13 protein-coding genes and 2 tRNA genes are annotated in these 14,405 nt (G+C 55.7%); 6 read left to right on the top strand and 9 right to left on the bottom strand.

What is annotated here, in order from left to right; genetic code table 11:
• Window positions 1–2 precede the first annotated feature (2 nt).
• Genes AC4LF3_RS18005 through AC4LF3_RS17995 form a run of 3 tightly spaced genes read left to right on the top strand, consistent with a single transcriptional unit; the run spans window position 3 to window position 2,723 of the window.
• On the top strand, window positions 3–824 hold the full coding sequence (locus AC4LF3_RS18005) for a CheR family methyltransferase (RefSeq protein WP_074826865.1): 822 nt from the start codon (window positions 3–5) through the stop codon (window positions 822–824).
• Window positions 825–829: 5 nt separating this feature from the next.
• On the top strand, window positions 830–1,441 hold the full coding sequence (locus AC4LF3_RS18000) for a chemotaxis protein CheB (protein ID WP_010795993.1): 612 nt from the start codon (window positions 830–832) through the stop codon (window positions 1,439–1,441).
• On the top strand, window positions 1,434–2,723 hold the full coding sequence (locus AC4LF3_RS17995) for a hybrid sensor histidine kinase/response regulator (protein WP_219651603.1): 1,290 nt from the start codon (window positions 1,434–1,436) through the stop codon (window positions 2,721–2,723). Before AC4LF3_RS18000 ends, AC4LF3_RS17995 begins: the two co-directional genes overlap by 8 nt.
• 66 nt (window positions 2,724–2,789) lie before the next feature.
• Here AC4LF3_RS17995 and AC4LF3_RS17990 read toward each other — a convergent pair.
• The 5 genes from AC4LF3_RS17990 to rpsU all read right to left on the bottom strand — a co-directional run bounded on the left by AC4LF3_RS17990 (window position 2,790) and on the right by rpsU (window position 7,373).
• Window positions 2,790–2,864: transfer RNA gene (locus AC4LF3_RS17990), tRNA-Gln, on the bottom strand.
• A gap of 18 nt (window positions 2,865–2,882) precedes the next feature.
• Window positions 2,883–2,959 (bottom strand) — tRNA-Ile (locus AC4LF3_RS17985).
• Between the two features lie 86 nt (window positions 2,960–3,045).
• Window positions 3,046–4,896, bottom strand: coding sequence for an RNA polymerase sigma factor RpoD (gene rpoD / locus AC4LF3_RS17980; RefSeq protein WP_010795991.1), 1,851 nt, complete (start codon window positions 4,894–4,896; stop codon window positions 3,046–3,048).
• A 78-nt stretch (window positions 4,897–4,974) separates the two neighbouring features.
• Entirely contained in the window at window positions 4,975–6,909 is a 1,935-nt protein-coding gene (gene dnaG, locus AC4LF3_RS17975; RefSeq protein ID WP_491836092.1) for a DNA primase, read from the bottom strand.
• A 248-nt stretch (window positions 6,910–7,157) separates the two neighbouring features.
• On the bottom strand, window positions 7,158–7,373 hold the full coding sequence (rpsU, locus tag AC4LF3_RS17970; RefSeq protein ID WP_010795989.1) for a 30S ribosomal protein S21: 216 nt from the start codon (window positions 7,371–7,373) through the stop codon (window positions 7,158–7,160).
• Window positions 7,374–7,577: 204 nt separating this feature from the next.
• Between rpsU and tsaD the strand changes: the two genes are divergently transcribed.
• A complete protein-coding gene (gene tsaD, locus AC4LF3_RS17965; RefSeq protein ID WP_026004189.1) occupies window positions 7,578–8,603 on the top strand; it encodes a tRNA (adenosine(37)-N6)-threonylcarbamoyltransferase complex transferase subunit TsaD in 1,026 nt (341 codons plus the stop codon).
• Window positions 8,604–8,658: 55 nt separating this feature from the next.
• Here the strand turns inward: tsaD and plsY are convergent, their stop codons facing one another.
• The gene (gene plsY / locus AC4LF3_RS17960) at window positions 8,659–9,228 is read right to left on the bottom strand and encodes a glycerol-3-phosphate 1-O-acyltransferase PlsY (protein ID WP_239383545.1); all 570 of its coding nucleotides are present in this window, start codon (window positions 9,226–9,228) and stop codon (window positions 8,659–8,661) included.
• Between the two features lie 112 nt (window positions 9,229–9,340).
• On the opposite strand from plsY, the gene folB reads away from it, so the two are divergent.
• Both folB and folK read left to right on the top strand, forming a co-directional pair.
• Window positions 9,341–9,694, top strand: coding sequence for a dihydroneopterin aldolase (folB, locus tag AC4LF3_RS17955; protein ID WP_010795986.1), 354 nt, complete (start codon window positions 9,341–9,343; stop codon window positions 9,692–9,694).
• Window positions 9,685–10,221 (top strand): 2-amino-4-hydroxy-6-hydroxymethyldihydropteridine diphosphokinase, encoded by a 537-nt coding sequence (folK, locus tag AC4LF3_RS17950; protein WP_491836091.1) that lies wholly within the window; start codon window positions 9,685–9,687, stop codon window positions 10,219–10,221. Before folB ends, folK begins: the two co-directional genes overlap by 10 nt.
• Here the strand turns inward: folK and AC4LF3_RS17945 are convergent.
• From AC4LF3_RS17945 to AC4LF3_RS17935, 3 genes are all read right to left on the bottom strand, one after another.
• Complete coding sequence (locus AC4LF3_RS17945; protein ID WP_491836090.1) at window positions 10,200–11,375, bottom strand: multifunctional CCA addition/repair protein; 1,176 nt, start codon at window positions 11,373–11,375, stop codon at window positions 10,200–10,202. The two genes, folK and AC4LF3_RS17945, sit on opposite strands and share 22 nt — an antisense overlap.
• 91 nt (window positions 11,376–11,466) lie before the next feature.
• Entirely contained in the window at window positions 11,467–13,014 is a 1,548-nt protein-coding gene (locus AC4LF3_RS17940; protein WP_491836089.1) for a SpoVR family protein, read from the bottom strand.
• Window positions 13,011–14,285 (bottom strand): YeaH/YhbH family protein, encoded by a 1,275-nt coding sequence (locus tag AC4LF3_RS17935; protein ID WP_491836088.1) that lies wholly within the window; start codon window positions 14,283–14,285, stop codon window positions 13,011–13,013. The genes AC4LF3_RS17940 and AC4LF3_RS17935 overlap by 4 nt, the downstream gene beginning before the upstream one ends.
• Window positions 14,286–14,405 lie beyond the last annotated feature (120 nt).

Below are 14,405 nucleotides of genomic sequence, written 5' to 3'. Positions count from 1 at the left end.
CCATGTGTCCCGACCGTACCCTGGATATTGAGCTGCGCTTGCTCATCGAGGGTATCTATTTCAAATACAGCTACGACTTTCGGGACTATTCCGGCGCTTCGCTCAAGCGCCGAGTGCTCCATGCGCTGTCGAAGTTTGAATGCGAAACCATTTCAGAGCTGCAGGCTCGCGTGCTGCATGATCCGCAGCTGTTCAGCGAGCTGCTCCAGTTTCTGACGATTCCGGTCAGCGAGATGTTTCGTGACCCCACCTATTATCTGGCCATTCGAGAGCACGTAGTCCCTGTGCTCAAGACCTATCCATCGCTCAAGATCTGGATTGCCGGTTGCAGTACGGGGGAAGAAGTCTATTCCATGGCCATCCTCTTCAAGGAAGAGGGGCTGCTGGACCGTACGTTGATTTACGCTACCGATATCAACCCACAATCGCTGGATCGTGCCCGGCAGGGCGTCTTTCCGCTGGAGCGGGTGCGTAAATACACACAAAGCTATCAGCAGGCCGGCGGCAAGAGCTCCTTTTCCGACTATTACACAGCCGCCTATGATGGGGCGCTGTTTGATAAGTCACTGATGGCCAATGTCACCTTTGCCGACCATAGCCTGGCTACGGACATGGTGTTTTCTGAGACGCACTTCATCTCCTGCCGAAATGTTCTGATCTATTTCAACAAAGGCTTACAGAATCGCGCGTTCGGTTTGTTTCATGAGTCGCTGTGCCACCGGGGCTTTCTCGGGCTCGGCAGCAAGGAGTCGCTCGATTTCTCTGCCTATGCGGGTCATTTCGAACCGGTCGTCAAAAAAGAACGACTTTTCAGGCGGTTATAATCGTCATGAAACAAGGGCCGGATACCCTCTTTTCGCTGCCGCAGCGGCAAATTGAAGCAATTGTTGTAGGCGCTTCCGCGGGTGGGCTACAAGCACTTAGTGTACTATTGGTCGGCTTGGTCGAAACTTTTCGCCTGCCTATCGTCGTGGTAGTACACATGCCCGAGGACAAGGACAGTAAACTAGCGGAAATTTTCCGGCTGCGTCTGGAGATAGACGTCAAGGAAGCAGATGAAAAGGAACCGCTGCACCCTGGCACGCTGTACTTTGCGCCGCCTGGGTACCATCTGCTGATCGAACAGGACAAAACGCTCTCCCTGAGCCGGGAAGAGCGTGTGCACTTTTCGCGGCCTTCAATCGACGTATTGTTCGAAAGTGCTGCAGACGTATTTGGCGAGCACCTTTGTGGTGTTCTACTGACCGGAGCCAATGAGGACGGCGCGGCAGGCTTGAGAGCGATCCACCGTGCCGGTGGGTTGACCGTTGTTCAGGATCCGGCTGAAGCCTTCGTGCCTACGATGCCGGAAGCGGCTCTCAAGTTGTTTACTCCTGATTTCATTTTGCCTGTCAGAGACATTAATACATTGCTCGTCGAGCTGGAACAGAACAATGCTTAAAGAAGTGAATACAGCAAAGATTCTCATCGTTGACGATCTTCCAGAGAATCTTTTGGCACTTGAGGCGTTGTTGAAACACGAGGACCTCTCTGTATTCAAGGCAGGTTCTGCCGAGGCTGCGCTTGAGCTATTGCTCGTGCACGAATTTGCGCTTGCCATTCTGGACGTGCAGATGCCGGTCATGAACGGCTTCGAGCTTGCCGAAATGATGCGAAGTACCGAGAAGACCAAACATATTCCAATCGTCTTTGTCAGTGCTGCCGGTCATGACCGCAACTATGCCTTCAAAGGCTATGAGAGCGGAGCTGTAGACTTTCTTTACAAGCCGCTCGACATCCATGCGGTCAAGAGTAAGGTCAGCGTATTCGTGGACCTGTACCGGCACCGCAAGGGCATGCGGCGTCAGCTTGAGGCGCTTGAGCGTAGCCGTCAGGAGCAGGAGGTGCTGCTGGCCGAGCTGCGCCAGACGCAAGTTGAGTTGCAGCATGCGGTGCGGATGCGCGACGACTTCATGTCTATCGTTTCCCATGAGCTGAAGACCCCGCTCAATACCCTGATTCTTGAAGCCCAGCTGCGCAAGATCTACCTGGGCAAGAATAATATGGCAGCTTTTACGCCTGAAAAGCTGATGGAGATGGTCGAGAGGGACGAGCGTCAGGTACAGAAGTTGGTACGTCTGATCGATGACATGCTCGACGTATCCCGTATCCGGACGGGCAAGTTGTCTATCCGACCTTCCCGTTTCGATCTGGTGAAACTGGTTTCCAGTATCGTCGAAAATTTCATGCCGCAACTCAACGCGACTGGCTGTGACGTCACGGTAGAGCTTCCCGAATACATCGAAGGGGAGTGGGACGAATTCCGAATCGAGCAGGTTGTTGCCAATCTGCTTACCAATGCCATGCGCTACGGTGCAGGCAAGCCCGTTCATGTGAAACTGGATGTCAAGGACGGCTGCGCTGTACTTAGCGTACGCGACTTTGGTATCGGTATCTCGCCTGAGAATCAGGAGCGTATTTTCCGCCAGTTTGAGCGCGCTAGTGGAAGCGAAGGCGTTGCAGGGCTGGGCTTGGGGCTTTATATCGCCGATCAGATCGTCAAGGCGCACCGTGGCACGATAGGTGTCTGCAGCATCGAAGGACAGGGGGCTACGTTCAGCGTGACGCTTCCTCTCGGCGAGTCGACGGCGACTGAATCGGCTAAGCCGAGGTTGACCCTGGTAGAGACAGGTATGCATTCCGCGCAGGGCTCGGCCTCCGGATCGTCAGGTCTGAAGGCGTAAGGAGAGCAGAAATAAAAAAGGCTTACCGAGGTAAGCCTTTTTTATTACGCGCTTGGCGCTGAGATATGGCAGGGGCGGCTGGATTCGAACCAACGCATGGCAGGATCAAAACCTGCTGCCTTACCGCTTGGCGACGCCCCTGTGATACTTTCGAATTTCTGGTGGGCCCGGAGAGACTCGAACTCTCGACCAAAGGATTATGAGTCCTCTGCTCTAACCGACTGAGCTACAGGCCCTACGAGAGGGGCGCATTATACCCATATAGAAGCAAATGGCAAAATAAAGCGCATAAAAAACCGGAGCGTTTGCTCCGGTTTTTCATTTACTCGTCGAGGAACGAGCGAAGATGCTCGCTACGAGACGGATGACGCAGCTTACGCAAGGCCTTGGCTTCGATCTGGCGAATACGCTCGCGTGTCACATCGAACTGCTTACCGACCTCTTCAAGTGTATGGTCAGTATTCATATCGATGCCGAAACGCATGCGCAGTACCTTGGCTTCACGAGCCGTCAGTCCTGCCAGTACATCGCGAGTCGCTTCCTTCAGGCTTTCGCTGGTCGCTACCTCGATCGGAGACTGCATGGTGGAGTCTTCGATGAAATCACCCAGGTGCGAATCTTCATCATCACCAATCGGTGTTTCCATGGAGATTGGCTCTTTAGCGATCTTCAATACCTTGCGGATCTTGTCCTCAGGCATATCCATACGCTCACCCAGCTCTTCCGGCGTCGGCTCGCGACCCATTTCCTGCAACATCTGGCGGGAAATACGATTGAGCTTGTTGATCGTCTCGATCATGTGAACCGGAATACGGATGGTCCGTGCCTGGTCCGCAATGGAGCGGGTAATCGCCTGACGAATCCACCAGGTCGCATAGGTGGAGAACTTGTAGCCGCGGCGGTATTCGAACTTGTCTACCGCCTTCATCAGGCCGATATTGCCTTCCTGGATCAGATCAAGGAACTGCAAACCACGGTTTGTGTACTTCTTGGCGATCGAAATCACGAGACGCAGGTTGGCCTCAACCATCTCTTTTTTCGCCCGACGAGCCTTGGCTTCGCCGATGGACATGTTGCGGTTGATCTCCTTGATCTCGGCAACTGTCAGATCAAGCTCCTTTTGCAGGGCAATCAGCTTTTCCTGGTTGCGCTGGATATCAGGACGCAGGCGCTCAATCGCTTCGGCATACTTGGGCTTGTTCTTGAGAACCTTGTCTACCCACTCAAGGTTGGTTTCGTTGCTCGGGAACGAACGCAGGAAATCAGCACGGGGCATACGTGCATCACGTACACACAGCTGCATGATGGCGCGTTCCTGGGCACGAACACGATCCAGCGACTCGCGAACGCGGCCTACCAGTATCTCGTACTGCTTGGGTACCAGCTTGATCGGCATGAACAGCGTGGCCAGGGCCACCAGCTCTTCAATGGCCTGATCGCTGCTACGGCCATGCTTCTGGAGCGCCTTTTGGGTTTTCTCCAGTTGTTCGGCTACGGCTGCGAAGCGCTGACGAGCTTCTTCCGGGTCCGGACCGCTTTCGGTCTCTTCCTCGGAATCATCGCTCTCGCTTTCTTCTTCGTCGTCGCTCTGGGCTGCAGCGGCATCCTTGGCCTTGGGCACAGGAATGTCATCGCTTTCGCTCTCAGGCAGCGTGCCGTCATCGGGATCGATGTAGCCGCTGAGAACGTCAGACAGGCGACCGCCTTCGGACGTAACCCGATCATATTCGCTGAGAATGTATTCAACCGAGCCCGGGAAGTGAGCGATAGCGCTCATGACTTCACGGATACCTTCCTCGATACGCTTGGCGATTTCGATTTCGCCTTCACGGGTCAAGAGTTCAACGGTACCCATCTCACGCATGTACATGCGCACGGGGTCGGTGGTACGACCAACATCGCTTTCAACTGCTGCCAGTGCGGCGGCGGCTTCTTCAGCGGCGGCTTCATCGGTATCCGCTTCTGCGAGCAGTAGGGTATCCGCATCCGGAGCTGTTTCGAATACGTTGATCCCCATGTCGTTGATCATGCGGATGATGTCTTCCACCTGTTCTGGATCGGAGATATCCTCCGGCAGGTGATCGTTGACTTCCGAGTACGTCAGGTAACCCTGCTCGCGACCGCGGGCGATCAACTCTTTAAGACGAGATTGCTGTTGCGCTTTTCCGGACATAAACACCCTTCCACGAAGGCATAGGCGGGCAAAAATAAGCTGAGTATTATAGCCGATCAGGCGGCTTTCTTGCCAGAATCAGGTTGATGGCACAGCTGGGCGGCTAAGAAGCTCGCGCAGACGGTCCTTCTCTTCAATGCTGAGTTCGCTTTGGCGCGCCTTGCGGAGCAGCTGTTCAAGGCTGCGTTCACGCTGGCTTGCTGCAAGCCTAGTAATGGTGTCGAAAAACTGTTGTTCAAGGTTATCACCTGAAATCAACCACTCTTTTTCGGCTAAAACACGTAATAGTTTGCCTTGTTCAGTGCCGTGCCAGCGTGCCAGCAGCTGCAACGTGCTCTGTTCGGGCTTCTTCTGCAAGGCATCAACCAGGGCAACAAGAAGCTGTGCGTACTGGTCATTTTCTTCGGCAATGTTCTTTGCATCCTGAACCTGCAAGGCCAGCGAAGGGCGGTGTACCAGGCTGCGTAATGCGGCAAGCGTAGGCGGTTCAACCTTTACCGGCTCGCGTGGGGCACGCATGGCAGGGTCACCTTTGAAGCCGAACGACTTCTTGCCGCGGAACCCGTTTTTCCCGCCATACGAGGGCTTGCCTGTGCGAGTGCTCGGGTAGGGCGCAGCAGGCGCAGGTGAGTCATAGCCGCTGTCGTAGTAGGCATCCTGCTCGTAGTAAGGCTCGTCCGTAGGCCGTGGTGTCGCGGCTGGTGCGCTGGCAAACTGATTGAGCGACTCGTTGTTGAGCCCGGTCAGCTCGGTCAGGCGCAGGCGCATGAGCGCTTTCAGGTTATTTCCCGGAACCTTTTCAATCAGCGGTATGGCCAATGTCGCCAGGTGCGCCTTTCCCTCCAGAGTAGACGGGTCAGCCTCGGCTGCCAGTTGCTGGAAGAAATACTCGGCCAGTGGCAGCGCCTGCTGGACGAAACGTGCCTGAAACGCGTCCGGGCCCTCTGATCTGACGAGAGAATCTGGATCTTCGCCTTCGGGAAGAAAGAGAAAGCGGATCTTGCGACCGTCCTGTAGGGTGGGGAGCGCTGATTCCAGCGCGCGCCATGCTGCGCTACGACCGGCCTTGTCGCCATCAAAGCAGAACAGAATTTGAGGCACCAGACGAAACAAGCGCTTGATGTGCTCCTCGCTAGTAGACGTACCCAGGGTGGCAACAGCATTTCGTATGCCTTGCTGCGCCAGGGCAATCACGTCCATATAGCCTTCCACGACAATGATCTCGTCAAGATCGCGGTTGGCTCGGCGAGCCTCGAACAGCCCGTACAGCTCTTGACCCTTATGGAAAACAGGCGTTTCCGGAGAGTTCAGGTACTTGGGTTTCTCATCGCCCAGTACCCGACCGCCAAACGCGATAACGCGTCCACGGCTGTCCTTGATCGGAAAAATGACCCGATCACGGAAGCGATCGTAGCGTTTGCCGTTTTCAGTATTTTCGATCAGCAGGCCGGCCTCGATCATGGCTTTTTGCTGAAGCTCGTCACCTGCCAGATGCTTGAGCAGATTGTCCCAGCCAGGCGGTGCGAATCCCAGGCCATAATCACGCGCGATCTCGCCGGTCAGGCCGCGTTTCTTCAGGTAATCCACTGCGGCTTTACGCTGGGGGTGACTCTTGAGCAACTGACGATAGAACGTGGCTGCATCGGCCAGCAGCGCATACAGCGGAGAGTCCACCATCTGCCGCGGCTTGCGTGGGCCGCCACTGGTGCTTTCTTCCCGGGGAACGTCAAGACCGGCTTTTCTGGCCAGCTCTTCAACAGCTTCGGGAAACTCCAGATTGTCATGGTCCATGACAAAGCCGAGGGCATTTCCGCCTGCGCCGCAGCCGAAGCAGTAATAGAACTGCTTGTCTGGACTTACGCTGAACGAAGGGCTCTTTTCGTTATGAAAAGGACAGAGCGCACTAAAATTCTTGCCGGTTTTTTTTAGCTTGATGCGTGACCCTACCACTTCGACAATGTCGGTGCGGTTGAGCAGGTCGTCGATAAAGCTCTGGGGGATCAATCCGGCCATGGTGCATTCGGCTCAGGGAGGGCCATTAGCATACGCGATGAAAAACGGTTGCTTCCATGCGCAGGTCGCTTGGTTGAATTATAAATTCGACTATCGAAACTTGAGCATACTAACGCACGTTGCGAAAGGATGTTCAAAAGGAATGCGCCAGGCATGGGACATGCTTGACAGGTGGTGCGGATTAGCAGATCACATACGTTCAGCCCGACCAGTGGTCGGGCGGAGCCGTTAGCCTTGCAGGCGTCTGATCAGTACAGACGCTCGCGGCGGCGCTGTTCGCGCTGCACTTTCTTGGCATGACGCTTAACAGCAGCAGCTGCCTTGCGCTTACGCTCGGAAGTAGGCTTCTCGTAGAACTCGCGGCTGCGAACTTCAGCCAGAACACCGGCTTTTTCGCAAGAGCGCTTGAAACGACGCAGGGCTACGTCGAAGGGTTCGTTTTCTTTGACTTTGACGGCGGGCATCCAGGTCGTACCTTCAATGTTTTACCGGGGGTTGATTCAACGCTTGAGGCCTTGGCCATGTAAAGCGTCGGTTTTTAAGGGTTGCGGATAGTAACGCTTCGCCGGGGTAAATGCAAAGCTTCCGGACGAAAGCACTGGTCTGAGCAAATGGGTGGGATTATCATGCCTTCCTTCATTCATCGTCAGGCCGAAGGCCATCTGCCCATGCGTGTTCTGGGACTCGAAACGTCCTGCGACGAAACAGGTGTCGCACTCTTTGACAGCGAACGTGGACTTTTGTCCGATGCGCTATTCAGTCAAATCGATTTGCATCGTGTTTATGGTGGGGTAGTGCCTGAATTGGCCTCCCGTGACCATGTAAAACGAATGCTTCCTCTTATTAATCAGGTATTGGCTGAGGCAGGCAGCAAGCCGGCCGATGTCGATGCCATTGCCTATACGGCCGGTCCGGGCCTGGTCGGTGCGCTGCTGGTAGGCGCCTCCTTTGCCCAGGCGCTGAGTCTGGCATGGGGTGTTCCGGCGTTGGGGGTTCATCACATGGAAGGCCATTTGTTGGCGCCCATGCTGGAGGAGCAGCCGCCGGAATTTCCGTTCGTCGCCTTGTTGGTGTCTGGTGGCCATACGCAGCTTGTACGGGTGGACGGTATCGGCCGTTATCAGCTTCTGGGCGAGTCGGTAGACGATGCTGCGGGGGAAGCCTTTGACAAGACTGCCAAGCTCCTGGGGCTCGGTTATCCAGGCGGGCCGGAGATTGCTCGACTTGCGCTCAATGGCAATCCTGATCGCTTTGTCTTTCCGCGTCCGATGACAGACCGGCCTGGTCTGGATTTCAGCTTCAGCGGTTTAAAGACTTTTGCTCTCAACACTTGGCAGCAATGCGAGGCGGCAGGGGATAACAGTGAGCAGACGCGTTGCGATATCGCCTTGGCCTTTCAGCGTGCGGTCGTCGAGACGCTGACGATCAAGTGCAAGCGTGCCCTTAAGCAAACAGGCCTCAAGTCTCTGGTAATTGCTGGCGGTGTCAGCGCCAATACTGCGCTGAGAACTTCGTTGGAGACCATGCTCAAGGAGCTACGTGGGCATGTCTTTTATGCCCGCCCACGTTTCTGTACGGACAACGGCGCCATGATTGCGTATGCCGGTTGCCAGCGTCTGCTGGCCGGTCAGCAGGATGGTCCCGCCATTCAGGTGCAGGCGCGTTGGCCAATGGAGCAGTTGCCGGCGGTCTGAGTAACGTCAAGGGCGTGGTCTGGCAAATCTTTTGGGACAAAAGCTGTCACGCTCTCTAGAAGTGACGTTCTCGTCCTGCCAGCAAGGCTTTGAGATTGGCACGGTGGCGAAGCACGATAAGGATGGTCAGCGCGAGCAGAGGCAATAACGCGGCATGTTGTTGCCAGGCGATAAGCGGCAGGCACAGCAACGTGGCGGCCAGTGCAGCCAGGGAGCTGATACGGGTCATTGCGAAGACGATTCCCCAGATGCCAGCCGCCAGCAATGCAGCCCAGGGATACAGGCCTAGCAGCATACCGGCCGCTGTGGCGACGCCTTTGCCGCCGCGAAACTGAAAGTAGAGCGGATAGACATGGCCCAGTACTGCTGCCAGACCGATCCAGGCCTGCTCGACCTCTGACAGGCCCAGGGTACGTGCCAGGAGAATAGAGACGAGGCTTTTGCTCAGGTCGCCTAGTAATGTCAGGATGGCAAGGCGCTTGCCACCAAGACGAAACATGTTGGTTGCACCGGGATTGCCTGATCCACTGGTTCTGGGATCGTTAAGGCCAAAGGCGCGGCTGAGCAGGACGGCAAACGATACGGAGCCGAGCAGGTAGGCAAAAGTGGCCAGCAACCAAACCATGATGATGTTCCCGGAGGGGCAGTCCCTTCAGATTCTAATGGGAATCTTCGTCTGACCGCGATACGGTGGCTGGGCTTTTCAAATAATGCGCATATGGGCGCTGGAGAGGGTCGTGGACAAGGTATTCATCGAGGGACTGGAAGTTGACACCGTTATTGGTGTGTATGACTGGGAGCGCGAAATTCGTCAATGCTTGCGTCTGGATGTCACCATGGCTTGGGACATTCGTCCTTCCGCCGAGAGCGATGAACTGGACAAGACGTTGAATTACGCCGCGGTGGCAGAACGTATTACAGCGTTCGCCCAGCAGTCGAGCTTCCAGTTGGTCGAGACGTTTGCCGAGCGTCTGGCCAGTCTCTTGATGCAGGAGTTTCAATTGCCCGGGTTGCGGCTGAAGATTACCAAGCCGGGTGCCGTACCGACGGCGGCAGGGGTTGGTGTGGAGATCGAGCGCGGATGTCTCTGACCACGGTATACCTGGGCCTTGGCAGCAATACCGCGCGTGAGCAGCATCTGACGGCGGCACTGGAGGCCTTGTCCGCCTTATGCGGAGAGCTGGCATGTTCTCCCGTTTTTGAAAGCGAGGCCGTGGGTATCAAGAGCGAGCCGTTCTTCAACATGGTCGTCAAGGCCCAGACAGAATTGTCCCTGGCTGACTTGAGTGTTCGCTTAAAGCACATCGAGGCTGATAATGGCCGATACGCGGCAGATCGTACCGGTTTGCCGCTTGATATCGACATTCTGACCTATGGCGATCTCGTAGGAAACCTGGATGGGCTGATTCTGCCGCGGGCAGAAATTCTCAAGAATGCCTTCGTGCTTTGGCCGCTCTCGTTATTAGCCGCCACAGTCAGGCATCCTGTCGATGGCCGTGATTACGCTTCTCTTTGGGCTGCGATGCCCAAGGTCCAGCGTTTATGGCCGGTACCGTTTACATGGCGTGGACAGGCATTGACGCCAGCCACGCTGTGTCAGGCCTTTCCAGCTGAATAGTCACGGCAATACGCCTCGATGGCCTCGAGGCGCGACTGCTTCAAAGCCTCCCCAAGTTCGGCGCCTTTAAGTCCTTTCTCCAGTAAAGGTTGTACTGTTACTGCGCGTGCAGCCTGCGCAACCGAGCGCATGTAATTTGCCTGCGTATAGGGGAGTGCTGCGTCATAGTGGTCCATTTCACAGGCTTGAAGGAACTCCTCGAAGCGAGCCGGCCGACGGAACAGGTCGAAGCACTGGAATAGCGCCAGAAGCGCTGTTGAGCTCAGCTCGGCTGCACGCTGGACGTGCGGGTGATACTGGCTGACCAATAACGCCAGCTCACTGCAGTCACGCGGCAACTTGAAGCGGTTATTGATGGCTTCGATCGTGTCGGTAACCTGGTTTGGCTCGTGTTGATCGCTCTTCACCTGCATGAGTAGACATGACCAGCGTATGGGAAGGGGTTGCTTATGACTGGCGCATTGGCGCAGTACCCGCAAGGTATGGCTGGTAGACGGATCGGCATCGGCTTTGAGCAGGGAGTCGATCTCGGGTATCAGTACAGCCAGCGCACCACAGACATGCAGGGTCTGAATGAAAACATCCGGCCTTGACTCCATCAGCGCCCGGGAGATTTCTTTCCACATGCGCTCGGGTGTCAGGGCGTCCAGTTCACCGCTGGTCGCCATGCGCTGCATCAGCTCAAGGGTCTCCGGAGCGACATTGAACCCAAGCGGAGCATAGCGGGCTGCAAAACGAGCTACGCGCAGCACCCGCAATGGGTCCTCCATGAACGCTGGGGACACATGGCGCAGCAGACGTGCGTGTAGATCCTTCAGGCCGCCATAGGGATCTATCACGTGGCCCGCTTCGTCTTCTGCCATTGCGTTGATAGTCAGATCGCGGCGGATGAGATCGTCTTCCAGGGTGACGTCCGGGTCTGCAAAAAAGGTGAAGCCGCCATAGCCACGACCGCTTTTACGTTCAGTGCGCGCCAAGGCGTATTCCTCACCGGTCTTGGGATGAAGGAAGACGGGAAAGTCCGCACCGACGGGGCGAAAACCCTGAGCGGTAAGCTCTTCAGCGGTACCTCCGACAACAACCCAATCGACTTCCGTAACGGGCTGTCCTAGCAATCGATCCCGGACCGCGCCACCCACCTTGTATATCTGCATGCTTCACCTCCTGAAGGCAGCAGGATAACGATGAAGTAGGTAAACGCCAAAAAGGATGTAAAGAAACAAGGCCTCACAGGAGGCCTTGGGTTTAGATGGGCGAGATGGCGATGTCGGTACGCCGAGGGTCAAGGTCCCGGTGGCCGTTCCGGGGCGGAACGTGCTGGGTGCTGACGATCTGATCGCCCTGAGCGGTTTCAAGGTGAATGTCAAAGCCCCATAAGCGATGCAAGTGCTTGAGTACCTCTTCGGTAGAATCGCCCAGGGGTTTGCGATCATGCTGGGTGTGCCGCAACGTGAGCGAGCGATCACCGCGACGGTTGATATTCCAGATCTGGATATTAGGCTCACGATTGCCCAGGTTGTACTGGGCTGCCAGCTGCTCACGGATCAGGCGATAACCCCGATCATCATGAATTGCCGCGACTTCCAGCTCATCACGGTGATCATCGTCCAGAATGCTGAACAGCTTGAGATCCCGGATAACCTTGGGCGACAGAAACTGAAGGATAAAGCTTTCGTCCTTGAAGCTCTTCATCGCGAACGTAACGGTAGAGAGCCAGTCGCTGCCTGCGATATCCGGGAACCAGCGCTTGTCTTCTTCGGTGGGATTCTCACAGATCCGACGAATATCGCGGAACATGGAAAAGCCCAAGGTGTAAGGGTTGATGCCGCTGTAATAGGGGCTGTCGAAGCTTGGCTGGTAGATCACGCCTGAGTGAGACTGCAGGAACTCGAACATGAAGCCATCGGTTACGAGGCCTTCATCGTAGAGATCGTTGAGCAAGGTGTAATGCCAGAAGGTTGCCCAGCCTTCATTCATTACCTGCGTTTGCCGCTGCGGATAGAAGTACTGAGCGATCTTGCGCACGATCCGGATAACTTCACGCTGCCAGGGCTCTAGCAACGGGGCATGTTTCTCAAGGAAATAAAGAATATTTTCCTGAGGCTCAGAGGGGAAGCGCGCATCCTCTTCGTGTTTATCCTTGTCACCCATCTTGGGGATGGTGCGCCAGAGATCGTTTACCTGTCGCTGCAGGAGCTCCTCACGCTCCTTTTGCCGACGGCGCTCCTCTTCAGCGGAAATGGGATAGGGCCGCTTGTAGCGATCCACGCCATAATTCATCAGTGCATGGCAGGAATCGAGGAGGTCCTCTACCGCATCAATGCCATGGCGTTCTTCGCATTGCGTGATGTACTGCTTGGCGAACACCAAGTAATCGATGATGGAGCTGGCGTCTGTCCAGGTCCGGAACAAGTAATTGCCCTTGAAGAAGCTGTTATGCCCATAACAGGCGTGGGCAATTACGAGGGCCTGCATCGTGATGGTGTTTTCCTCCATCAGATAGGCGATGCAAGGATCCGAATTGATCACGATTTCATAGGCCAAGCCCATCTGCCCGCGCTTGTAATGTTTTTCGGTATGCAGGAAGTGCTTGCCGTAGGACCAGTGGTTATAGCCGATGGGCATCCCAACGGACGCGTAGGCGTCCATCATCTGCTCGGCTGTGATGATTTCAATTTGGTTGGGATAGGTATCCAGGGCATAGCGCTTAGCGATACGACCGATTTCCCGGTCGTAGGCCTGTACGAGCTCGAATGTCCATTCCGAGCCGGTGGAAATAGGCTGACGCTTCATGACACAAGCCTCCGCTGGAACAGTTCACGAAACACCGGGTAAATATCGGCAGCCGATACGATCTGCTGTTGCGAAAAGGACTCGGGAAACGCCCCGCGCACCTGTTCGTATTCGTACCACAAGGCCTGATGTTCCCGTGGCGTGATCTCTACATAGGTGTAGTACTGCATGAACGGCAGTATCTGGCGGACCAGGATATCCTTGCAGATAGGCGAGTCGTCGTTCCAGTTATCACCGTCCGAAGCCTGCGCGGCATACAGGTTCCACTCGTTGATGGGGTACCGCTCCGCCATGATTTCCTGCATGAGCTTCAATGCACTGGACACAATCGTGCCGCCCGTTTCACGGGAATAGAAAAACTCTTCTTCATCCACTTCACGTGCGCTGGTGTGGTGGCGAATGAACACCACATCGATTCGCTCGTAATTACGCTTGAGAAACAGATAGAGCAGGATGAAAAAGCGCTTGGCGATGTCCTTGGTCGCCTGGGTCATCGAGCCGGAAACGTCCATCAGACAGAACATCACTGCCTTTGAACTTGGCGTAGGCTGTTTGCTCAACAGGTTGTACTTGAGGTCAAAGGTATCCAGGAACGGGACCTTATCGATCCGGGCGCGCAGACGCACAATCTCGGCTTCGAGCGCCTGGATATCAGTGATGTTGTCCGGCTCCTCGACACGCAGGCGTGCAAGCTCTGCCTTAACTTCGCGCAGCTTGTTGCGGCTCCCGCCCGACAGAGCAATTCGCCGGGCATGAGCGGAGCGTAAAGTCCGGATGATATTGATGCGCGACGGGTTCCCTTCGCTGCTGATACCAGCACGTACTGTCTTGAACGTGTCGCTGCCGGTCAGCTGTTTTTTCACCAGATTCGGCAGTTCAAGATCCTCGAACATGAAGTCGAGAAATTCGTCTTGGGTAATCTGGAACACGAAGTCATCCATGCCTTCGCCACTGTTGCTGGCCTTGCCTTGGCCTGCGCCGCCACCACCGCCTCCTTGGGGGCGCGGAATGCGGTCTCCTGAAGAAAACTCCTTGTTACCGGGATGAACGGTCGTTTGCTTGCCGCCACGACCGTGATGCAGCACGGGCTCATCAATGTCGCGGCCGGGAATACTGATTTGCTCGCCATGCTCCATATCGGTAATGGAACGGCGGCTCACGGCCTCTTCGACCGCCTTCTTGATGTGCTCGCGGTAACGCCGCAGAAAACGTGTACGGTTTACCGTGCTCTTATTCTTGCCATTCAAACGCCGGTCGATGACATAACTCATAGACGCCCTCCGGGCTCGGAAATGGAGCAGTCCGCGGTCCTACGATAGGCTTGGCATATTGCGATTTGCCTACCGCCGGACAGGTCACGGCAGAGCACGGTCACGCCGCCTCTGCCTGTG

It is taken from the genome of Pseudomonas sp. C2.3V (genome assembly GCF_058536325.1).
This window is presented reverse-complemented; position numbering and strand designations above follow the sequence as displayed.